The organism is Leucobacter sp. NPDC015123 (assembly GCF_043080205.1).
In the GTDB taxonomy this organism is placed as follows: Bacteria; Actinomycetota; Actinomycetes; order Actinomycetales; family Microbacteriaceae; genus Leucobacter; species Leucobacter aridicollis_A.
The window spans coordinates 76,466-97,757 of the sequence record NZ_JBIBVH010000006.1; the positions used below are offsets into that span (position 1 = coordinate 76,466).

Sequence of the window (21,292 nt, forward strand, 5' to 3'; positions counted from 1 at the left end):
CCAATCGCGCGAGCATAGTGTCACCCGCACTCGGCAGTCGAGCTGAGTGCACCACGGCAGGGGGCACACTGTGCGCGAGACCATCGGCATCGTCTGGAATCCGTCGAAGGCAACAGAGAGCGAGCTGCGCACGGCTGTCGCTGCCGCCGTCACCGCTGCGGGCGGGGATGCTCCCGTGCTGCACTGGTTCGAGACGAGCGTCGACGATCCGGGCGCCGGCGCGGCTCGTGCCGCCCGCACCGCTGGGTGCTCCGTCGTTGTGGCCGCAGGCGGCGATGGCACCGTGCGCGCCGTCGGAGGGGCGCTCGGAGAGACGGCCGCCGAGGACGGCCCAAGCGTGGAACTCGGGATCATCCCGCTCGGTACAGGCAACCTGCTCGCACGAAATCTCGGGGTCCCACTCGGCGATGCCGAGGCAGCCTTCGCGCGCGTGCTCACGGGCGACTCGCGAACGCTTGATCTTGGCGAGGCAACGATCACACATGCAGATGGCAACGAGGAGGTGCAGGCCTTCGTCGTGATGGTTGGGTTCGGCATCGACGCGCAGATGATCGTTGAAACCGATGACGAGCTGAAGGCGCGTGCTGGCTGGCTCGCATACGTCGAGTCGCTTGGGCGTGCGGCAGCCGAGACAGAGGTTGTCGAGTTCTCGCTCTCGCTCGACGGCAAGGACCCGCAGCCTGAGCAGGCGCACACCCTGCTCGTCGCGAACTGCGGCACGATCCAGGGTGGGATCACGCTTCTTCCCGACGCTGAACCCGACGACGGTGAGCTCGACATGCTTGTGCTGCGGGCAGATGGCGTCGCGGCCTGGCTCGACACGATGCGCAATATGGTGTGGGAGAACGGGTTGAAGCGACTGTTGACTGGCGCAGATCGCGCCGAGAGCTCAGAGACGACCGGTCATTTGCGGGCGAAGCGCGTGCGCGTCGAGCTGCCGCACCCGCACGCCTTTGAAGTGGACGGCGACGATTTCGAGGATGTCATCGCTTTCGAGGCGCGGATCCTTCCTGCTGCCCTGCGCGTCAGATAGCGGCCGCGCCGAGCGCCGCAAGCTGCACGCGTGAGGCCGCGCCGCTCTTCGCATACAGCGACCCGACGTGCGTCTTCACCGTCGTGACCCCAATGTTGAGTTCGGCGGCGATCTGCTGGTTCGACAGGCCTGCGACGAGCAGTTCGAGCACCTGCCGCTCGCGCGGTGTCAGCTCGGCAAGTCCCCCCGAGGTCTCTCCCCCAGCCGCCGGGCCACCTCGCTGCGCAGCGGCAAACCCGGCGATCACCGACCCAGCGACAGCCGGGTCGAGCACATGCCGATCCTCAGCGACGTGCCGAACCGCATCGATGAGGTCGCCGCCGCTCGTGCTCTTCAACAAGTACCCATGTGCTCCCGCCGCGAGCGCGCTCGCGATGAGGTCGCCAGAGTCGTACGTCGTGAGCACAAGCACTCGAGTCGCCGTCTCGGCGGTGATTCGCTCGGTCGCCCACACGCCGTCGGTTCCAGGCATGCGCAAGTCGACGAGCGCAACGTCTGGCGACACGCGGTGGCAGGCCGCGAGCGCGTCGAACCCGTTCTCGGCCTCGGCCACAACCTCGATCCCGCCGTCGGCTTGGAGTATCGCGGCAACGCCGCTCCGCACAGCCTCATGGTCGTCTGCGATGAGGATCCTGATCGGTTGAGTCATCGTTTTCCTTCTGTTGCAGTTGCCCGCCGCCCGCGAGCTCCGAGAATCGGCAGCTCCAGTTCGGCGCTCCACGAGGCTCCGTCCGCGCTCGAACGTAGCCGGCCACCGACGCTTTCGAGCAACACGCGGGTCCCCTCGATGCCGAGGCCGGTGCCCGACGGCGCGGCGTGTTCGCCTGGCCGACGTGGATTGCTGACGGTGATCTGGAGCGGGCGGCCAGCGGCCGTCTCAAAATCGCCGCCGAGGAGTTCGGCGCGCATCTCGACGTCACCGCTGCCGTGCTTCGCGGCGTTCGCGGTGAGCTCCTGAAGCGCGCGCAGAAGGATCCGCACCCGCGCAGCCTGCTCCCCAGCGAGCGCGAGCCCGATCGTGCCCTCAGCCGAGCCAACCCATCTGAGTTCGCGCCCCGCCGGCAGCAGGTTAGCGAGGGCAGCGAGCTCTTCGCCCGCATTGGCGGGCGCTCCACTATCAGCCTCGTCGACAAGCGTGAGCACAGAGATGAGACCGCGGAGCTCGTGGTGCGCGCGGTCGGTGCCGCTCTTCGCGCGCTCGAGGCTCTGTGTGAGGGCGGCAAGCTCGGGTCGCGGCCCTGGAGCTGATCGATCGTCGTGAACTGGGAGGCGTCCGTCAGCGCTCCCCGCTTCAGGGCGCCCAAGCTTCGCCGCCTGCAGCTTTGCCGCTTCGACGTGTAGCCCTGCGACGGCGATCTGGTTCGCGACAAGGTCGTGCAGGTCGTGGGCGATCCGCGTGCGCAGTTCGCGAGTATCGCTTGCGTGTCGCCGAGCGAGTTCCGCGGAGGTGCTCGCCCGCTCGGCACGGACGTTCCAGCCCCACAGGCCAGAGACCGCGACAATGAGCCCCCATTGCACGAGCGCAACCGCGACCGTCGGGTGCCCAGGCGCGACGAGCACCACTGCGGCCGCAAGCGCGACCGCAGCGGCTCCAGCGACACGCAGCAGGATCCGTACCGCGCCGGCGCTGCCGTACTTCACCGCGGCGTAGATCAGGTCAGTGAAAGCGAAGACAACCGCAAGGCTCGCCCCAAGCAAGGTGTCGACAAAGGCGACGCACGCACCGAGAGCGAGCGCGAGGAGCGGCATGCGCGAGCGAACAAGCAGGAGCGCCACCACGGCAGCCAGGGTCACGAGGAACCACCAACGAGGCGCCTCTATGACCGCGAGCTGCCGCCAAATCCCGGTGAACCCGGCAGCCCAAGCCGCAGCGCCGACGACAAGCCAGAATCCGGCAATGAGGGCATCGCGGCGGCGCGGGTGCGCAGGAAGCGTCTTCACCCAGTCTGCTTGCATAGTCCTATCTTCGCCCACCAGCAGGCATCCCGGTTCCTTCGATCGAACGAGGGTGAACGGGCCGCGAGGAGGATCCGCTGGTCGAGGATGGGCGCGAGCCTTGCAGTATGAACATCATCGTGATCGGGATTCTCGCCTGTGAGATCGGTTTCTGGGCTGTGCTCGCTGCTGGCCTCGCTGCGCGGTATCTGCTGCGGCTGCGCCGTCTCTCATCAGTGCTTCTGCTCTGCGTCCCTCTGCTCGACCTGCTGCTCCTCGCCCTCATCACGTGGGACCTCGTCGTGAACGGCGCGACAGCGACATTCGCCCACGGACTCGGCGCCGTCTACCTCGGGTTCACCGTGGCGTTCGGCCACCAGATCATTGGCAGGGTCGATGCCTGGTTCGCCCACCGGTTCGCTGGAGGACCGGTCCCGGTCAAGCCACCCAAGGTCGGCAGTGCCCATGTGCGCTACGAATGGCAGCAGTGGGGCCGGATGCTGCTGTGTGCGGTCATCGCGAGCGTCATTATCGGTGCGATCGTGCTGGTTGTCGGTGACAGCGCGCGCACGGCTGAGCTGGCCGGGTGGATCGGCAGAGTATGGCTCGTGACCGGGATTTGGTTCGTCGGCTGGCCACTATGGCTCACAATCACGGGCGGCGGCAAGGCGCCTGCTGGAGCAGTTGAGCCGCAGCCAGACAGGAACTGACTTTCCAGCGATTTCCCTACCTTTTCAAAGGAATCTCCTGAGAGAAGCTGCGAAAGTGAGATCCCGCGTTCCTCCGACGGAAGACTCCTCATGCAGAAGAAACACAAGATCCTTATCGGCGCAGGCGCCGGCCTCCTCGCACTCGGCGCGGTTGGAGCGCTCGTTGGGCCAAGCATCTACCGTGATTTCTTCGCCGCCCCCGCCGCGGACGTACCCTCTGTCGAACGCCCCGCTGACTCACCCGCAGCAGGCGACGCTGGCGCCCTCAACCCGGCAGACCTCGCCGGCGAGTGGTCGGTCGCGGCCGGCTCCGAGGCTGGCTACCGCGTCGACGAGGTGCTGAACGGCACTGACGTCACGGTGACCGGGCGCACCCAGGAGGTGACAGGCACGTTCACAATTGGCTCGGATGGTCTCACTCTCGACGCCGCGAACGTCGTCGTCGACGTCGCATCGATAGCCACCGACAGCGGATCGCGCGATGCGTACTTCCGCGACCAGGCGCTCCGAACAGGCGAGCATCCAGAAGCAACCTTCACGCTAACCGAGCCGGTGACGCTCGCCGAAGCACCCCAATCAGGTGAGACAGTTCGCACGAGCGCGACTGGCGAGCTCACCCTAGCTGGCACGTCCCAGACAGTGACAATCGACGTTGAGCTTCGCAGCGACGGCACGACGGCCGAGTTGGCGGGGTCAGTCCCGATCACCTTTGCGGATTACGGGGTGACCGCGCCAAATCTCGGCTTCGTCTCGGTCGAACCAGACGGGTTCGTCGAGTTCCAGCTCGTCGCGAACCGCGGCTAGCGGCTAGCGGCTAGCCGTCGACGAGGTCCTGGGCCTCCGGCGGAAGCTTGCGGACGCGCGCGCGACGGCGCGGCCGCTCAGGGATCATTGATCGCATCTCTTCGAGCTTGCCGAAGCAGAGGAGCCGATCTTCGGGCTCGAGTACGACGTGCTTGCGCGGGTTCGGGATCACCTGCACGCCGCGGTGCAGCGTCAACACGGTGATGTCTCGCTCCCACAATCCGAGCTCGCCGAGCGGCTTGCCGACATGCTCCGCCCCGGCATGCATCGCGAGCTCCGCCACACCATAGCCTGTCGAGACCGACAGGCGCTGGCGCACGTCAATCTCGGGGAAGTTCACCTGGTTGGCGATGTAGTCGATGATCGCCCCGGCGACGTCGAGATCGGTCGCAGTCTCGATGCCTTGGAGGCCTGGCGAGGAGTTCACTTCCATAACGAGTGGACCGTCGTCCCCCTCGAGCATGTCGACGCCGGCGACGCGCAGCCCCATGATTTGGGCGGCGCGCACCGCCGTCTGTTCGTAGGCTGGGTCGAGCTGCACGGGCTCGACGGTGCCGCCGCGGTGCACGTTCGACCGAAACTCGTCGCCCGACGCGACGCGGCGCATCGCCGCGACAACTCGATCGCCAACGACGAGCGCGCGAATGTCGCGACCACGGCTCTCGGCGATGAACTTCTGGATGAGCACGTTCTGCTGGGTCGAATGCAGCGTCTCGATGATCGCTTCGGCAACCTTCACCTGGGGCGCGAGAATCACGCCGATTCCCTGTGTGCCCTCGAGCAGCTTGATAACAACTGGCGCGCCGCCAACGGACTCGATCGCGGGCCGAACATCCGCGCGATTGCGCACGAATGCTGTCGGCGGCATCTCGATGGAGTGCCGCGACAGGATCTGGATGGCCCGCAGCTTATCGCGCGCATTCGAAATTCCGTTCGCGGTGTTCGGCGTGTAGACGTCCATCTGCTCGAACTGCCGCACAACGGCGGTACCGAAGTACGTGATCGAGTTGCCAATGCGCGGCAGGATCGCGTCGTAGTCGCTCAAGAGCTTGCCGCGATATCTCAAGTCGGGCTCATCCGTCGCGAGGTCGATCGCAAAGCGAAGGGTGTTGAGCACCTTCACATTGTGACCGCGCTGTTCTGCGGCCGCGCGAAGGCGCTGCGTCGAGTACGCCTGAGGGGCGCGCGAAAGAATCGCCAGTTTCAAGGTGATTTCCTGCCAAGATAGAAGTCGTGGACGAATACTATTCAAGCACCCTGACGGGCTGGCGTGAATGGGTGAGCCTGCCCGGAATCGGAGTGCCGTGGATCAAGGCCAAAATCGACACCGGGGCGCAAACCTCGGCCTTGCACGCGGGCAACATTACTCCTTTCGAACGCGGCCAAGAGTCATGGGTGAGATTCACCGTGCAGCCCTGGCAGGAGGGCGAACTCGACGAGGTCGAGGTCGAGCTTCCAATCCATGATCGACGCACGGTTCGAAGCTCGTCGGGACACACCCAAGACAGGCTCGTGGTCGTGATGGATCTTGGGCTTGTTGGCCGTGTCGTTCCTGTCGAGGTCACGTTGACTGACCGCGAGGAAATGGTGTTTCGGATGCTCATCGGCCGCGAGGCGTTGAAGCAGGGCTACGTGGTTGATTCGGGCGCGTCGTTCGTCGGTGGCCGGCCGCCGGCGGCGATCCGCCGGCGCAACCGCGGCCGCGCATAATCGGCCCTGTTCTTTGGTGTCGGCTGTGGATATTCTGATCGCATGAGCACTGAGCGAACAGGCAATGACGCACTCGATCTGATCCCGCGCGGGACCGTCTTCACTCCCGAGCAGATCACCCACTACGCGAACTCCGACACCCGCACGCTCGATGAGGCGATCGCCGACGCCGACCTGCTCGTCGCAACCCCGCACTCGGGTGCCGCGATCCCAGAGGAGCTTGCCGAGTTTCTCTCGCCAGCGCTCACGCGCAGGCTCCAGTATGACTTCAGCGATGTCGCTACAGCCGCGATCGTGCGCCGCTGGGCCGAGATCGATCCGCGCATCGTCGCCGTGATCAACCCGCACCCGCGACTCATCCGCGACCCGAACCGCAAGAAGCCGGCCGATGTGCGCTCCGATCTCGCCGCCGCGATTGAGCGAGTGCGCGAGGCCGGAGCGTGGCAGAAGGTCGACCTCACGGGCGTGGACGCGATCCGCCCGGTGACGTTCTCGTTCTTCCCGATCCTCGGGATCCCGGGCACCGACGAGGGGCTGCAGCGCCTCGTCGACGCGTTCGCCGAGACTGCCGAGCAGGGGCTCGGCGTGTACGAGCGCACCCGCGAGGAGCTCACCGACAGATTCGTCGCTCAGGGGCTTGAGCGGGGCGGCTCATTCACCCGCCTCTCGTTCCACGACACCATGAACACGACGACGACCCGCGAGGGCGCCGTGAACGTCGAGCGCGCCGAGAAGGATCGCCTGCCCGCCATCGTCGCACTCTCAAACCGCGGCGACCACGACGGCGAGGAGCGCGACCCCGAGGATCGCCCGACGATGGATCCAGCTGCGCTGCGCGCGCTCGCAGCTGCGCATCGCGAGGGTTTTGGTGCGGCAACCCCGGACGACGTGCTGCTGAACCAGCCGTACCTCGGCAGCGAGGAGATCCGCGCCGCGGGCGAGCGATTCGGTGCGATGCGGGCAGAGGCCGACGCCGCGGGATTGCGACTCGGCGCGGTGCAGGCCGAGTTCCTGCGCGAGTTCCTGCTCGGAGACGCCGCTGCAGCTGAACTGCAGGAGCCTGGCACCGAGTGGATCGAAGAGGATCCGGCCCACATCGACGAGATCGCCCAGGCGTGCAAGCGATCCTGGGACGCGTTCCGCGCCGCCACGGCGTAGCCGGCGCCGCGCCGGATCGCACCGACACAGTCTCGCGCGGCACTACGTCGCAGCGCAGAGGCGCGACGAGGCTTCGCTCGCAGTAGGATCAGGCCATGACAAGCGGCACAGCTTCCTTTACAGTTCGCCCCATGCGGGAGTTGGACCTCGACGAGACCGCAGCGATCCTGCGCGACGGGTTTAATGACGACCCGGTCTGGGGCCCGGTCTTCCCTGAGCACCCCGACAGGGCGGCGCATGCGCTCGCCCACTGGCGGTTCATGGCGGACCAGGCGGTGAAGTACGGCGAACCGCTCGTAGCTGTGCTCCCCGACGGCTCCCTCGGCGCCGTCTCGACGTGGTTCCCGCCGGGCGAGAACGAGGTGCACGTGAACGACGAGCCGGCCTACGAAGCGCTGCTGCGAAGCACGATCGGCGACGCGGCCGCCGATTCGCTACTCAACGAGGGCGAGCTCTTTGCCGAGGCGCGCCCGACCGAGCCTCACGCCTACCTTTCGCTGCTCGCGGTCGCTCCTGGGGCGCGCGGGCTTGGAATCGGCATGCGTCTCGTCTCAGCGGCGCTCGAACGCTACGATGCGGCGGGAATGCAGACCTACCTCGAGTCTTCAAACCCCGCGAATGACGCCCGCTACGAGCGGCTCGGCTACGTCGCTGCGAAGCAGATCCACATCCCCGGCTCACCGACGGTGCAGAGCTTCCTGCGGCAACCTGCTGCGCCTACTCATTGACGAGCACCAGGAAACGCCCGTTGAATTTCCCTGAGGCTAGGCGCGGGACTGCCTTCTTGCCAGAGCATCATTTTCGTATTACATTAATGCTATGACCGAACGCGAGACAATCAATGGGACTCCGATCACCGAGGAGCAGATTGCCGCCTGGGCAGACGAGGCCGAAACTGGATATGACGTCGCCGCGATGAAGAAGCGCGGTCGCGGACGTCCCGGGAGGGGAGCCGAGCCATCTCAGGTCGTCGCGCTCCGGCTCACCCTTGCAGAGATCTCCGCGATTGACGAGCGTGCGGTGCGCGAGGGCAAGTCTCGCTCGGAAGTCATCCGCGAGGCCCTCCACCTGTCGACAGCGTGAAGGTTCACGCCTCGGCATTGAAGCACGGCGTCCTCACCGATGACGCCGTCCAAGCTGCCACATGGGCAGTCTGGATCGAGGACCTCGATGAGAACAATCCATCACGTCAACTTCGACTCGGCTTCGATACGCATGGTCGGCTCATAGAAACGGTAGTTCTCGTCTTCGATAGCGGCAATGAGCTTGTGATCCACGCGATGAAAGCTCGACCGCAGATGATCGATCTGCTGCCCTAGCCAAACGGGCCGAACAGCACGGGCCTCGGCGGAACGAATCCGCCGAGGCCCGTGCCGTTGGTGCTGAGGTTAGCCGCCCCAGATCACGCCAAACAGCGAGCCGACGGCGATCGTCGCCACGGCAAGAATCAGTGTCGGCAGGAAGAAGGAGTGGTCCACGAGCTTCGTGCCGAGCTTCGTGGAGCCCGACTCGTCGAAGTTCGCCGCGGCGATCTGTGAACCGTTTGTCGGAAGCAGGTAGATACCTGCGAACGCGCCAGCCCACATGCCGCTCATGAGGCCAAGCGGGATTCCTGCCGCGAGGCCGATCGGCACAATCGAGTTCGTGGCGGTGGACTGGCTCGTCGTCAGCACACAGACGAGGAAGACGCCGAGCGCGAAGATCCACGGGGCGGTGTCGACGAGGCCGCCGATGCCATCAGCGACGAGCTGCGAGTGCTCGCCCAGGAACGTGTTTGTGAGCCACGCGAGGCCGAAGAGTGCGATCGCCGAGACCATGCCCGCGCGGAACACTGTCATCGTCGGGATCTCTGAGACCTTCGGCTTCGACACGAGCATGATGAGCGTACCCGCGACGAACATGATGATCTCAATGATTGGCGTCATTGAGATCGGGTTGCCCTCGCCAGTGAGCGGGCGGAGGCCCGAGAAGAGGCCGAAGATCACGATCGCGAGCACGCCCAGCAGGAAGATGATCGCGGCCCAGCGGCCCTGCGTGGTCACTGTAACCTCGGCTTTCACCTCGGTCGCGGTCGCACCAGGGGCGACGAGCTTGCCCGAGGCGATCTTCGCCTGGATCTCGGGGTCGTCGGCGATGTCCTTGCCGAGGCGACGAACGAACAGGCTCGCCAGGAAGATGCCGACGATCGCTGCGGGGAGCGTCACCTTGATGATGTCCATGAGCTCGAAGTTCCACGGCGCCGTATCAGTGAGGACGATCATCGCTGCCATCGCCGCCGAGACCGGGCTACAGGCGAGCGCGACGCCTGTAGCAACGACAGAGAGCGAGAACGGCCGCGAGGGGCGGATGCCGTTTCGGTACGACAGGTCGTAGATCACGGGAAGCAAGGGGTAGAGAATGTTCGAGGTGCCGGCGCCGACCGAGAAGAGGAACGCGGTGAGCGGCGCGATGAGCGTGATCTGCTTCGGGTTCTTCGCGATCACCTTCGCCGCGATCGACACCATCCAGTCGATACCGCCAGCGGCTTGCATCATCGACGATGCGAGCACCACCGAGAGGACGATGAGTAGCGCGTCGACTGGCGGAGCTCCGGGGGCGAGCCCGAAGACAAAGACGAGGATCGCGACGCCGGTGCCGCCCCACAGTCCGAGCCCGACACCGCTCGAACGCGTGCCCATCACGATGCACGCGAGCACAACGAGCAACTGCGTAATGAAAAGGAAGATATCCATCGGTTCCCCTTATTTGCTATTTTCTGGATCAGACTATCCCTGAGCGGGGGCTCCGGCCCAGCTTTTCTTTTGAAATTCCTATTAACAAATGATCACGGGGCGGGAGTGGGGCATGATTGAAGGACAAGGAGAAAGGCGACACGTGTCCTCAATTCTTGCGGGGCTTCGCTCCCTGCTTCCCTCTCGAGACGACTACCGCGGCCTCAAGGCAGGCTGGCGCGGCGACCTCGTAGCCGGCCTCACCGTCGGTATTGTCGCGCTGCCACTCGCCCTCGCGTTTGGCGTGAGCTCCGGTGTTGGCGCCGAAGCGGGGCTCATCACCGCCATCGTCGCTGGGCTCGTCGCCGCCGTGTTCGGCGGCTCGAACGTTCAGGTCTCAGGCCCCACGGGGGCGATGGTCGTGGTGCTCGCCCCCATCGTCGTGCTGCACGGCCCAGCGGCCGTCGCCGTCGTCAGTCTCATGGCGGGCCTCATGGTCGTCGCTGCCGGTGTATTCAGGCTTGGCCGCGCCGTGAGCTACATCCCGTGGCCAGTGATCGAGGGATTCACGGCGGGCATCGGCATCATCATCTTTCTCCAACAGGTTCCGGCGGCACTCGGCGTGGAGAACACGGGCCACTCGTCAAACGCCGTCGTGGCAGCGTGGCAGACAATCACCGAGGCGAGCTGGCCGGAGGCGCTCCTCCCCCTCTCCGCGGTTGCCGCCGTGGCGCTCATCATGCTGCTCCTCGACAGGTTCGCACCTGGCTTCCCGTCGTCGTTCGTCGCGATTCTCGTTGTCTCGGTCGCCGCGGTGCTTATGGGCTTGGCGCTCCCGAATATCGGGGAGCTGCCGAGTTCGCTGCCAGCCCCAACGCTTCCAGCATTTGATGCGGCAATGCTCGCCTCGCTCGCTGGCCCGGCTGCGGCAGTCGCGGCCCTCGCGGCAATCGAATCGCTGCTCTCGGCTCGCGTTGCCGCGACGATCGCAGACACGGGGCCCGTGAACGCCGACCGTGAACTGTTTGGGCAGGGCCTCGCGTCCGTCGCGTCAGGCCTCTTTGGTGGGATGCCGGCGACCGGGGCGATTGCGCGCACTGCGGTGAACGTCCGCTCAGGCGCCCGCACGCGGGTGGCTGCGATCGTGCACGCGCTCGCGCTCCTACTTGTCGTACTCGTCGCTGCCCCGATCGTCGGGGCGATTCCGCTCGCCGCACTCGCCGGCGTGCTGATGATGACAGCGGCGCGCATGGTGTCGTGGCAGACAGCGCGGCGAGTCTTTAGTTCAGGCAAGTCGAGTGCCGCGACATTCGCTGTCACTCTGCTCATCACAGTGAGCGTTGACCTTGTCGTCGCCGTCGGAATCGGCGTGGCCGTCGCGGCGTTCTTCGCGCTTCGCACACTGGGCAACATGAGCGTCGCGAGTCGCGAGACACTCCCCGGCGAGGCTGCCGAAGGCGACGAGCGGATCGCGCTCTTCCGCGTCGAGGGCTCCCTCTTCTTTGGCGCAGCCGACAGACTCGTCGAGGCAATCTCCGACGAGCCTGGCGTCGAGGTTGCAATCCTCCGCCTCTCCGACCTCCAGATCATCGACGCCACGGGCGCGAACGCCCTCGCCGGGCTCGTCACGAGCCTCGAGCGCCGCGGCGTCACCGTGCTCATCAAGGGCGTGCAGGCTCACCACCGGACGCTGCTGGAACGCCTCGGGGTGATCCGCTCGCTGCGCGATCCCCACCACCTCTTCGACGAGCTTGAGCCCGCGCTCGAACACGCGCGCGACCACATTCGGCGCGCCTCCTAACTGCGACGGTACCCTGGTGCCACACGCGTGACCCCACGGGCTGACGCGCGGGAGTGGACCTCCCGTGCAGACTGGAGACCATGGAACGAACTGCACCGTCATTGACGCGCCCGAAAGCGGGCACAGGCCGCGGGGCGGCACGCTACGTCGGAATTGACCTCGCCAGGTTTCTCGCCGTCCTCGGCATGATGGCAAATCACCTGGTCGCGGTCTCCGAAATGGATCCGACCGCGTCCGAGCTCAACCAGCGAGCGGGCGAGATCGCAACGACGCTCACGAGCGGGATCGCTGCCGCCCTGTTCGCTGTGCTTGGAGGCATCAGCGCCGTGTTCGCCAGCCGGCGCGCGCTGAGCGCCGGAAGGCCTGGCGCGGCCATCGCATCGATCATGCTGCGCGGTGTGATCCTCATCGTCCTCGGCCTCGCGCTCGGCGCGCTCGACGTGCCAATCATTGTCGTGCTCAGCTACTACGGCGTTGCGATGATTCTCGTCGCGGTCTTCATCGTCGCCCCATCCTGGCTGATCGGGGTCGCCGCTGGCGCCCTCTGGCTCGGCGGCGGCTTCGTGAATGCGACCGCCAGAAGTGCACTCGACATCGTCGAGGAGGCGGGATCGCCCTCGTTTGAGTCTGTCGCCGACGCGCCGTTCGAGACGCTGCGCGGAATGATCCTCACCGGCGTCTACCCCGCAATCACCTGGGTTGCCTACCTGCTCGTCGGCATCCTGATTGCCAGAGCCCTGCTCGCGGCGAACGCCCGCGGCACACTCGGCCGCTCGGCTCTCGGGCTCGCAGCGTTCGGTGCGCTCCTCGCGACGGCGGCGACGCTCATCTCGAACTGGACGCTCGCGAACCTCGCGCGGTTCGGCGTCTCTGCACCCGACGGCCTCGATATGGCGACATTCGTCGAATACCTCGGCATGCAGCAGTTCGGCTCGCCAAACTCTCCCGAGCTCTGGTCGCAGCTCATCGCCGCGCCCCACTCGGGTTCACCGGCCGAAATGCTTCGCACAGTGGGTATCGCACTCGCCGTCATCGGGCTGCTCGTCACCTTGTTCGACACCCACGACCGGGGCCCCAGCCGCTTCACAGACGTATTCCGCGCTGCGGGTGCCGCCCCGCTCACGATCTACACGCTGCACCTGCTCGCGACCGCCCTCGTCTACGCGCCGCTCTACGCCGGCGTCGAGATGCCAGACGGAGCGAATTGGTGGGTCGCCGGTCTCGGCGCGTTCGGCCTCCAGCTCGCGGGAGTGCTCGTCATCGGTGTCGTCCTCTCGGTGACGGGCAAGCGCGGTCCGCTCGAGGCGCTGACCTCAGGAATCGTGCGCACACTCACGCGGACGTAGCTGCCAGGCAGGGAGACGGGGGCGCGGCGCTTCGTGACGCCGCGTTACCTCCGCCCTCGCGCGCCACGCGAGTCGCGTGCATGATGAGTGGCATGGCCGACTGTTTGGAGACCCAGAGTGCAGACCCGAGCGGCGTACCGTTCGCCGAGCTGGACCCAGCGCTGCTGCGCACGCAGCGTACGAGCCTGAAGTGGACACGGTTCCCCGAAGATACGTTGCCCCTCTTCGTTGCAGAGATGGACTTCGCGGTTGCGCCCGAAATTCGACGCGCGCTCATCGAGCGAATCGAGGCCTCTGACCTCGGCTACCTCGACGGGCCGGGTCCGCTCGCTGGCGCGTTTGCTGACTTCGCACGTGATCGCTGGGGCTGGGAGGTGCCGCACGAGCGGATCCACCTCGCAACCGATGTCGCCACAGGCGTCGTTGAGTCGCTGCGTGTGCTCGCGCCAAACGGCACCCGAGTCGTGGTGCCAACGCCCGTCTACCCCGGGTTCTTCGAGATGCTCGAAGAACTGCCGTTCGAGATCGCGGAGGTGCAGCTCACCACGGGCTCCGCGTCAGACGGGCACGCCCCGGCCGGTCTCGACCTCGCGGCAATCGAGCGCGAGTTCGCAGCGGGCGCCGACGCGTTCCTGCTCTGCAACCCGCACAATCCGCACGGCATTGCGTATACGCGCGATGAGCTCACTGACCTTGCACGGCTTGCCGCGGCGCACGGGGTCGCAGTCGTGTCAGACGAGATCCACGCCCCGCTCACACACTCGGGCGTGACGTTCACGCCGTTCGCCCCGCTCGCTGCAGCAGCCGGCGCGCTCTCGGTCACCACGATCTCGGCGAGCAAGGGCTGGAACATCGCGGGTACCAAATGCGCGGTCATCGTCGCGGCGGATGACCGAGCGAACGGGGTGCTCGCAGACTTGCCGCCCGAGACCGTGACCCGCGCCAGCATCCTTGGCCTGCACGCCTCGGTCGCCGCGTTCAGTGACGGCCGCGACTGGCTCGACCGCGCCGTCGCGCAGATCGAGGCGAATGTCTCGCTGCTCGCCGAGCTCGTGCCGGCCGAACTTCCGGGCGTGCACCTCACCCTACCGCGCGCTGGCTACCTCGCGTGGCTCGACCTGCGCGACGCTGGGCTCGGCGACGACCCATACACGCGGGTGCTCGAAGACGCGAAGGTCGCGCTGAACAATGGCGCGTTCTTTGGCGCGGCGGGGGCGGGCCACGTTCGTCTGAACCTCGCGTGCGCGCCCGACACGATCCGCGAGGCGGTGCGGCGCATCGCCTCGATCCTGCCCGCTCGCAAGCCGGGACCCACCGAGCCAAGCTCCGGCGCGCCGAGTTCAACCGCGCCCGCACCCACCACGCCCGCGTCCACCGCTGCACTCACCCAGGAGGCATAGTCATGGCCGAACCAGCACAGCCCGTCTCTGACTGGGAGGGCTTCGACTTCGACACCCGTCAGGTGCACGCTGGCGAGTACCCCGATCTCAACACGGGCCTGCGCGTGCCGCCGATCGCGCTCTCGGCAGGCTACGTGTTCGAGAGCTTCGACGATCAGGTCGACCGCTTCGCGGGACGCAGCATCGATCCGATCTACTCGCGTCAGGGCAACCCGACGAACGGCGTCGCCGAGGCGCGCCTCGCGTCGCTCGAGGGCGGGTCGGCCGCGGTCGCGGTGTCGAGCGGCCAGGCCGCGATCTCCTCCGCGCTCTTCACACTCGCGCAGAACGGAGACAGGATCGCATCGACCGCGTCGATCTACGGCGGGACGCGCATCCTCTTCGGGCGCAGCTTCAAGCGCTTCGGCATCGAGGTCGACTATGTCTGGGACGCCGATGACGACGCTGAGTGGGAGCGGGCAATCCACCCCAACACGAAGGCGATCTACACCGAGACGATCCCGAACCCGCGCAACGATGTCACCGACTTACGCCGCATCGCCGCGGTCGCAGCGAAGCACAACCTGCCACTCATCGTCGACAACACTGTCGGGAGCCCGGCGCTCATCCGGCCGATCGAGCACGGCGCGAACATTGTGGTGCACTCGACGACCAAGTTCCTCACCGGCCACGGTGCAGCGGTTGGCGGTGCGATCGTCGACGGCGGTAACTTCGATTGGAACGCCGCGCAGGCTGCGGGCCGCTCGTACCCGTTCATCACTGATGTGAAGCCGGGGCTTGGCTCGATGGTTGATCGCTTCGGGCCCGGCGCGTATGCGCGCGCCGCACGCGAGGCGGTGGTGAACGACATCGGGCCGTCGCTGTCGCCGTTCAATGGTTTCCTGCTGCATCAGGGCATGGAGACGCTGTCGCTGCGCATGGAGCGGCACGTGAATTCCTCGCTTGAGATTGCCGCGTGGCTTGAGGCGCAGCCGGAGATCGAGTCGGTCGACTACGCGGGGCTTCCCTCGTCACCGCTGTACGATCTGGCGGTGCGCGACTACGGGCTTGCATCGAACGGGCTCGGTGCCCGCACAGGGTCGGTGTTTGGCGTGACTGTGCGCGGCGGGATCGACGGTGCGCGCGCCTTCGTCGATGGGCTGCGGGTCTTCTCGCGGATGACTGGCATCGGCGACACCCGCTCGATGATCATTCACCCGCTGAGCTCGACGCACGCGACGTTCGCGCCCGAGATCAACGAGCGCCTCGGGATCACACCGGGCCTCCTCAGGCTCTCGGTAGGGCTGGAATCGCCAAGGGACCTCATCGCGGATCTGCGAACCGCGCTCGACAACCTCTAACCAGAGGCGCGCCGGGTGCTGCGCCCGGTGCGCTCTGTGCACGTTCGGTCGGGAAGCGGGTTCGCCAGGTCGGGCGGCCCGGCCTACGCACTGGAACGCTAGAACCATGACCACAACCGCGCCCATCCCAGTCGCCGGCGAACTGTCGGCGAGGCAACACCCCATGCCCTACGCAGCCCTACTCACGCTGATGGCGATGAGCTTTCTGCTCGTCACGAGTGAGTTTCTACCCAACGGGGTACTCACCGAGATGGCCGCAGGTCTCGGCATCACCACCGGGCAGGCCGGCCAGACGGTGAGCATGACGGCGCTCGCAGGCCTCATCACGGCGCTCGTCGTCGGCAGCCTCTTCCCGAGGATTGACAGGCGATCCCTCCTCATCTGGATGGCGCTACTCGGAGCCGCGTCAAATGCGCTCGTCGCACTTGCGCCGTCGTTCTGGCTCATCCTCGTCGCGCGATTCATGCTTGGCGCGGCGCTGTCGACGTTCTGGTCAATGTCGATCAGCGCCGCATCAAGCCTCGTTGGCCCCGCGCGACTCGGGCGGGCGCTCATGTTCACCTCGGGCGGCGTCTCGCTCGCGACAGTTGCGGGCGTGCCTGTTGGCGTCATGCTTTCCAACGCATTCGACTGGCGCGTAGTGTTCGCGATCACCGGGGCGGCGATGCTACTCCTCGCCGTTTCCCTGCGCGCGACACTTCCCCGCATTCCGGCGATGAAGTCGGGCGGGTTCGCCGCGCTCGGGCGGGCGCTTCGAGTGCCCGGCGTCCCACTCGGGCTCGGTGGACACGTGCTCGTTGTGCTCGGCCATTTCGCCGCCTACACCTACATCAGGCTCGCGCTCGAGCGGGTCACCGACGCGACAGGGGCCCCGCTCACGCCCGCAACAATCGTCATGCTGCTCGCGATGTTCGGCGCTGGCGGCTTCATCGGCAACTTCGTGATCGGCCTCGTTGTCGACCGCGCCTTCAAGCAGCTGTCGATGCTCGCGCCTGTCGTCATCGCGGCAGCCGCGTTCGTTGTGCTCGCTGCCCCTGGCGCGCTCTGGGCCGTCGGAATTGCAGTCACCGTGTGGGGCTTCTTCTTCGCATCATGGCTGCTCATTGTGAACACGTGGGCGGGCCACCGCCTCCCCGACGCGCTCGAAGCAGGCGGAAGCCTCGTCGTCGTCGGGTTCCAAGGAGCGATCTTCCTCGCCGCCGCGGGCGGCGGGATCCTGAGCGACGCGGCAGGCATCACGACCGTGTACGTCGCAGCGATCGTCATCCTGGTGTGCGGGTCGGCGCTCTTCGGCGTCTCGCACCGCGGGCGCCAGTAGGCGCCGGCTGGGAGTGGGCGCCGGCCGCGCGTGCGGCGCTTACTCCCAGCGCGACGGCGAGACGCCCGTGTGGCGTCTGAACGCCCGGCTGAAGCCCTCGTCCGACGAGTAGCCGAGCTCACGGGAAGTCTGCGTCACGGTCGCGCCATGCGACAACCTGCGCTTCGCGTCCTCCATGCGCACGCCAGTGATGTACTGGCCTGGCGAGGAGCCGAGGACTTCGCGGAAGCGCCTGGCGAACGCCGAACGCGACATCGCGCCGAGACTCGCGAGCGTGTCGAGCGACCAGTCCTGGCCGGGGTCCCGATGAATAGCGGCGAGTACCGGATCAAGGTATGGATCCGCGACACGAGCCGCCCACCCGCTCGGCGCGCAGCCCGCAGACACCCACGCCCTGAGCACTCCAACGAGCAGCGTACGTGCCATCAGTCGGCATACGACCTCCCCGCCACCCGCAGCGACAACGGGCTCAGGCGAACCCTTCGCACCCATGTAGCTTGCGAGCGAAGCGAGCGCCGGGTCGAGGCGGGAGAAGTCGGTGATCGTGAGCGGGTCAGGCAGCAGCCGACGCAGCCTGTGCGCGGTCTCGTTGAGCTCGACCGTAATCACCACGAGTTCGGCGTCTGTCTGTGCCTCGAACTCGAGCGGCACGGCGCCCATCGTGAACAGTGCGGCGCCCGCCGGAAACTCGCTGACGTGGCCGCGCGCTACGATCCCTCCGGTGCTTCGCGGGTCGGTCACGCAGGAGGTCGCAGAGTCACCACCGAGCGCCCCGTGAACGACGTAGAGGAGCGTGGTGGCGCCAGCCGGCGTCACTGTCCGGCGGCCTCGGCGAAGCGTGACGCGGGTCGTCTGCGTGACAACGACGTCGATGCTCTCGAGCAGCGTGCCGAGCGGCGCGGTGGCGGTGTTATGCATGCGAAATGTAACCCGTGCGAGGCCCGACCTATTCCGTTCAAGTCGATGTAATCACCCGCCGTTCACGCCGGCGGAGTACAGTGCAGCCATGACTACCTTGCGTGTGCTCCATCTCAGCGACACCCACCTGTACGGCGACGATTCGCGCCACTACGGTGTCGTGGACACCGCGGGGAACCTCGCGCGCGTGCTCGACAGGTTCGCTGACGAGCCCTTTCACCTCGTCGTGTGTTCGGGCGACGTCAGCGAGGACGGCACCGTCGAGTCATACGAGCGGGTGGTCAGCATCATCGAGCCGTGGGCGCGCGAGCGTGGTGCGCGCACGCTGTACGCGATGGGTAACCACGACAATCGCGCGACATTCAGGGCGGTTCTCGGCGCTGGCCAGGAAGGTGACGGGATCCGTGTCCTCGCTGCAGAGCCGGGTGCCGACGAAGCAGACTCCCCCGTCGCCTCGGCAGTTACACTCGACGGTTGGCGCACAGTCGTGCTCGACACGTCGGTGCCGGGAGCAGGCTACGGCGAGCTCGCACCGGCGCAGACCGACTTCCTTGCAGACGTGCTCGCCACTCCCGCTGAACACGGCACGCTCGTCGTGATGCATCACCCTCCCATCGCCGCTCAAACCGAGCTCCTCCAGGCACTTTCGCTCGACGACGATTCAGCCGCACGGCTGTGGGACGCGCTCAGGGGCACCGACGTTCGCGCGGTACTCGCTGGGCACTACCACCACCCAATCGTCGAGACGGTGCATGGAATCCCGGTGATCGTGGCTCCGGGTGTCGCGAACCTCGCCGAAGCATTCGGGCCGCGCGACGAGGAGTCCGCGCGAAACTGGGCCGGCGCGACAGTCGTCGAAGCGGGCGAAACGCGGGTCAGGATCCTGCCCGTGAGTGAACCCATCACCGGCGGCGAGGTGTTCGCGTTTACCGCCGATCAGGTGCAGCAGATCATCGCCGCGGCAGGCCGACAATAGCGCGCGGTTCCCGCGCCAGGCGACGAGCTACAGTTCAATCCCGTAGAGGTTCGGTTCGGGCACGAGCACAAGCCCGAACTCCTGCTGCACCCGCTGCACGATGAAGCGAGCGAGTTCGCCGACGTCAGATGCCGACGCGCCCCCGCGGTTCGTGATCGCGAGCGTGTGTTTCGTCGAGACCGACGCCCCCGAGCCCGGCAGCCTGTAGCCGCGGGGCACGCCAGACTGCTCGATGAGCCAGGCTGCCGAGAGCTTCACCCGACGCTCTGGGGGCGTCGCTGGAACCCGGAGGGGCTGTCCGGCGGCGAGCTCCTCAAACGTCGTCACCGCGGCGGTCGGGCCCGTCTCTGCGACTGGGAAGCGGGGTGCGTTCTCGGGGAGCCCACGTGCGAACCGCTCGGTCACGATCGGGTTCGTGAAAAACGAACCGGCGCTCCACGAGTCGTGGTCAGCCTCGTCGAGCACCATACCCTTCGACGCGCGTAGGCGAAGCACTGTCTCGCGCACGGTGCGCAGGGGAACGCGCGCGCCAAGCTCAACGGCAAGTGCCCCCGCGAGCTGCGAGTAAGCAATGGGTTCTGACATCGGTTCGGGGCCGGCCTCGCCGACACCAACACCCGCGTCGCTCAACACGATGTCGATCGACAGCACCACGCCCTCGAGCCCCTGCTTGATGACCGAGTCACGGTAGCTGAGCTCAAGCTCAGCCGCCTGCATCCGGCGGGGCTCGTACGTGCTCGCGTCAAGGAACTCGATCGAGTGCAGCACGTCCGAGAGCTCCTGGCCGTACGCGCCGATGTTCTGCACGGGCGCCGCACCCGCCATGCCTGGAATACCAGAGAGCGCTTCGATGCCCGCCCAGCCGCGCTCCACACACTCCGCAACGAGCGCGTCCCAGTCATGGCCCGCCTCCACTCGGAGCCTCACGGCGCCAGGCCCGAGCTCGGGGTCGTCAATGACTGAGAGGCCGCTCGTACGGACGAGAAGCACGGGTCCGGGGTAGCCCTCGTCAGCAACGATCGTGTTCGAACCACCGCCAAGCAGCAGCCAGTCGTCACCGCGCTCCCACAGCCGGATCGCCTCTTCGGTGAGCTCCTGGCGAGTGTGCGCCGTGAGGATCTCCTCGGCGGGGCCACCAACCCGCATCGTCGTGAGCGCGGCGAGGGGCTGAGACGTCACGCGAACGCCACCACCATCTGGGACTTACCCAGAACCGTCGCACCATCGAACGTCACCTTGAGGTCGAGTCGAGCCGTGCGAGCGTCCTCGTCGAGTGCGCCGACTGTCGCCGTGACAGTGAGCACGGCGCCGAGCGCAGCATCGACAGGAACGCGCCGTGTGAAGCGGGACTGGAAGTCAACGACGTAGCCGGCAGCACCGAGCCAGTCAGTTGCGAGCGAACCCGCAACACCCATCGTCAGCATTCCGTGTGCAAGCACCCCCGGAAGGCCGACGGACTGTGCGAAGTCGTCGCGGTAATGAATCGGGTTGAAGTCCCCCGAAGCGCCCGCGTACCTGACAAGGCTGTCGCGGGTGAGAGTGTGATCGCGCTCGGCGACGACGTCACCCTTGGCGAGGCCCTCGAATGTCACTGCTGCGCTCATGCGTCTTCTCCTCGAACGACAAGGGTAGAGATGGCAGTCACAACGTGCGCTCCATCGGCGTCAACGATGTCGCTCGAGGCCGTCACCATCGAGTGCCCACCGAGCTGCTTCACGGCGGCGATCGTGAGTGTCGCAGTCAGCTCGTCGCCAGCGACGATCGGGCGCGTGTAGCTGAAGCGCTGGTCGCCGTGGACGACGCGGGAGAAGTCGACGCCCGCCTCCTCGTCAGCGAGCAGCTGAGCGAGTGTCGCCTCCTGCACAGTCACGGCGAAGGTCGGCGGAGCCACCACGTCGGCGAAGCCGGCTGCGCGCGCGGCCTCGGGGTCGAGGTGGAGCGGCGAGCTGCTGAACACTGCGCGAGCGAACTCGCGCACCTTCTCACGCCCGACAAGGTACGGCTGGGTGGGCGGGTAGACCCGGCCCTGAACGTCTGGATTAACCACGGGATCAGTCTAGCCGGGCGACGCAAAAGCCCGCGTCCGTCATACGACGAGCGCGGGCCGAGTGCCACTCTGTGTGGCGATGTTT

General features: G+C 66.7%; 22 protein-coding genes. 14 read left to right on the forward strand and 8 right to left on the reverse strand.

Annotated elements, in window-relative coordinates; genetic code table 11:
* Positions 1 to 70 precede the first annotated feature (70 nt).
* Positions 71 to 1,033, forward strand: coding sequence for a diacylglycerol/lipid kinase family protein (locus tag ACF07D_RS12325; RefSeq protein ID WP_391505099.1), 963 nt, complete (start codon positions 71 to 73; stop codon positions 1,031 to 1,033).
* Here ACF07D_RS12325 and ACF07D_RS12330 read toward each other — a convergent pair.
* Entirely contained in the window at positions 1,026 to 1,682 is a 657-nt protein-coding gene (locus ACF07D_RS12330; RefSeq protein WP_255808858.1) for a response regulator transcription factor, read from the reverse strand. The genes ACF07D_RS12325 and ACF07D_RS12330 overlap by 8 nt on opposite strands.
* Complete coding sequence (locus tag ACF07D_RS12335) at positions 1,679 to 2,989, reverse strand: sensor histidine kinase (protein ID WP_391505100.1); 1,311 nt, start codon at positions 2,987 to 2,989, stop codon at positions 1,679 to 1,681. The genes ACF07D_RS12330 and ACF07D_RS12335 overlap by 4 nt, the downstream gene beginning before the upstream one ends.
* Before the next feature lie 107 nt (positions 2,990 to 3,096).
* Here ACF07D_RS12335 and ACF07D_RS12340 point away from each other — a divergent pair, with 107 nt between their 5' ends.
* Positions 3,097 to 3,678: a hypothetical protein gene (locus ACF07D_RS12340; protein ID WP_391505101.1), complete on the forward strand. Its 582-nt coding sequence runs from the start codon at positions 3,097 to 3,099 to the stop codon at positions 3,676 to 3,678.
* A 90-nt stretch (positions 3,679 to 3,768) separates the two neighbouring features.
* Positions 3,769 to 4,482, forward strand: coding sequence for a YceI family protein (locus tag ACF07D_RS12345; RefSeq protein ID WP_391505102.1), 714 nt, complete (start codon positions 3,769 to 3,771; stop codon positions 4,480 to 4,482).
* Positions 4,483 to 4,492: 10 nt separating this feature from the next.
* Here ACF07D_RS12345 and ACF07D_RS12350 read toward each other — a convergent pair whose 3' ends face one another.
* The gene (locus tag ACF07D_RS12350; RefSeq protein WP_119281706.1) at positions 4,493 to 5,689 is read right to left on the reverse strand and encodes a RimK family alpha-L-glutamate ligase; all 1,197 of its coding nucleotides are present in this window, start codon (positions 5,687 to 5,689) and stop codon (positions 4,493 to 4,495) included.
* A gap of 26 nt (positions 5,690 to 5,715) precedes the next feature.
* Here ACF07D_RS12350 and ACF07D_RS12355 point away from each other — a divergent pair, with 26 nt between their 5' ends.
* The 5 genes from ACF07D_RS12355 (at position 5,716) to ACF07D_RS12375 (ending at position 8,669) form a co-directional block, all read left to right on the forward strand.
* Complete coding sequence (locus ACF07D_RS12355; RefSeq protein ID WP_119281707.1) at positions 5,716 to 6,192, forward strand: ATP-dependent zinc protease; 477 nt, start codon at positions 5,716 to 5,718, stop codon at positions 6,190 to 6,192.
* A gap of 42 nt (positions 6,193 to 6,234) precedes the next feature.
* Entirely contained in the window at positions 6,235 to 7,350 is a 1,116-nt protein-coding gene (locus ACF07D_RS12360) for an N-formylglutamate amidohydrolase (protein WP_391505103.1), read from the forward strand.
* 95 nt (positions 7,351 to 7,445) lie between these two features.
* Positions 7,446 to 8,078, forward strand: a complete 633-nt coding sequence (locus tag ACF07D_RS12365) for a GNAT family N-acetyltransferase (RefSeq protein WP_391505104.1) — start codon at positions 7,446 to 7,448, stop codon at positions 8,076 to 8,078.
* Positions 8,079 to 8,169: 91 nt separating this feature from the next.
* Positions 8,170 to 8,433, forward strand: coding sequence for a ribbon-helix-helix protein, CopG family (locus ACF07D_RS12370; RefSeq protein ID WP_391505105.1), 264 nt, complete (start codon positions 8,170 to 8,172; stop codon positions 8,431 to 8,433).
* A complete protein-coding gene (locus ACF07D_RS12375) occupies positions 8,430 to 8,669 on the forward strand; it encodes a toxin (RefSeq protein WP_391505106.1) in 240 nt (79 codons plus the stop codon). Before ACF07D_RS12370 ends, ACF07D_RS12375 begins: the two co-directional genes overlap by 4 nt.
* Before the next feature lie 69 nt (positions 8,670 to 8,738).
* Here the strand turns inward: ACF07D_RS12375 and ACF07D_RS12380 are convergent, their stop codons facing one another.
* Entirely contained in the window at positions 8,739 to 10,082 is a 1,344-nt protein-coding gene (locus tag ACF07D_RS12380) for an anaerobic C4-dicarboxylate transporter (protein ID WP_391505107.1), read from the reverse strand.
* A gap of 142 nt (positions 10,083 to 10,224) precedes the next feature.
* Here ACF07D_RS12380 and ACF07D_RS12385 point away from each other — a divergent pair, with 142 nt between their 5' ends.
* From ACF07D_RS12385 to ACF07D_RS12405, 5 genes are all read left to right on the forward strand, one after another.
* Positions 10,225 to 11,862, forward strand: a complete 1,638-nt coding sequence (locus ACF07D_RS12385; RefSeq protein WP_391505108.1) for a SulP family inorganic anion transporter — start codon at positions 10,225 to 10,227, stop codon at positions 11,860 to 11,862.
* Between the two features lie 80 nt (positions 11,863 to 11,942).
* Complete coding sequence (locus tag ACF07D_RS12390; protein ID WP_391505109.1) at positions 11,943 to 13,208, forward strand: heparan-alpha-glucosaminide N-acetyltransferase domain-containing protein; 1,266 nt, start codon at positions 11,943 to 11,945, stop codon at positions 13,206 to 13,208.
* Positions 13,209 to 13,300: 92 nt separating this feature from the next.
* Positions 13,301 to 14,608, forward strand: coding sequence for a MalY/PatB family protein (locus ACF07D_RS12395; protein WP_391505110.1), 1,308 nt, complete (start codon positions 13,301 to 13,303; stop codon positions 14,606 to 14,608).
* Positions 14,609 to 14,610: 2 nt separating this feature from the next.
* Positions 14,611 to 15,948, forward strand: coding sequence for an O-acetylhomoserine aminocarboxypropyltransferase/cysteine synthase family protein (locus ACF07D_RS12400; RefSeq protein WP_391505111.1), 1,338 nt, complete (start codon positions 14,611 to 14,613; stop codon positions 15,946 to 15,948).
* A gap of 106 nt (positions 15,949 to 16,054) precedes the next feature.
* Complete coding sequence (locus ACF07D_RS12405) at positions 16,055 to 17,266, forward strand: MFS transporter (RefSeq protein ID WP_391505112.1); 1,212 nt, start codon at positions 16,055 to 16,057, stop codon at positions 17,264 to 17,266.
* A gap of 39 nt (positions 17,267 to 17,305) precedes the next feature.
* Here ACF07D_RS12405 and ACF07D_RS12410 read toward each other — a convergent pair whose 3' ends face one another.
* A complete protein-coding gene (locus tag ACF07D_RS12410) occupies positions 17,306 to 18,184 on the reverse strand; it encodes a helix-turn-helix transcriptional regulator (protein ID WP_391505113.1) in 879 nt (292 codons plus the stop codon).
* Positions 18,185 to 18,272: 88 nt separating this feature from the next.
* Here ACF07D_RS12410 and ACF07D_RS12415 point away from each other — a divergent pair, with 88 nt between their 5' ends.
* Entirely contained in the window at positions 18,273 to 19,160 is an 888-nt protein-coding gene (locus ACF07D_RS12415; protein ID WP_255808840.1) for a metallophosphoesterase, read from the forward strand.
* A 27-nt stretch (positions 19,161 to 19,187) separates the two neighbouring features.
* Here the strand turns inward: ACF07D_RS12415 and ACF07D_RS12420 are convergent, their stop codons facing one another.
* Genes ACF07D_RS12420 through ACF07D_RS12430 form a run of 3 tightly spaced genes read right to left on the reverse strand, consistent with a single transcriptional unit; the run spans position 19,188 to position 21,207 of the window.
* On the reverse strand, positions 19,188 to 20,339 hold the full coding sequence (locus ACF07D_RS12420; protein WP_255808839.1) for a UDP-N-acetylmuramate dehydrogenase: 1,152 nt from the start codon (positions 20,337 to 20,339) through the stop codon (positions 19,188 to 19,190).
* Entirely contained in the window at positions 20,336 to 20,764 is a 429-nt protein-coding gene (locus tag ACF07D_RS12425; protein WP_391505114.1) for a MaoC/PaaZ C-terminal domain-containing protein, read from the reverse strand. The genes ACF07D_RS12420 and ACF07D_RS12425 overlap by 4 nt, the downstream gene beginning before the upstream one ends.
* Positions 20,761 to 21,207 carry a MaoC family dehydratase N-terminal domain-containing protein gene (locus ACF07D_RS12430; protein WP_119281716.1) on the reverse strand — a complete coding sequence of 149 codons (447 nt, stop codon included), beginning with the start codon at positions 21,205 to 21,207 and terminating at the stop codon, positions 20,761 to 20,763. Before ACF07D_RS12430 ends, ACF07D_RS12425 begins: the two co-directional genes overlap by 4 nt.
* Positions 21,208 to 21,292: the final 85 nt, after the last annotated feature.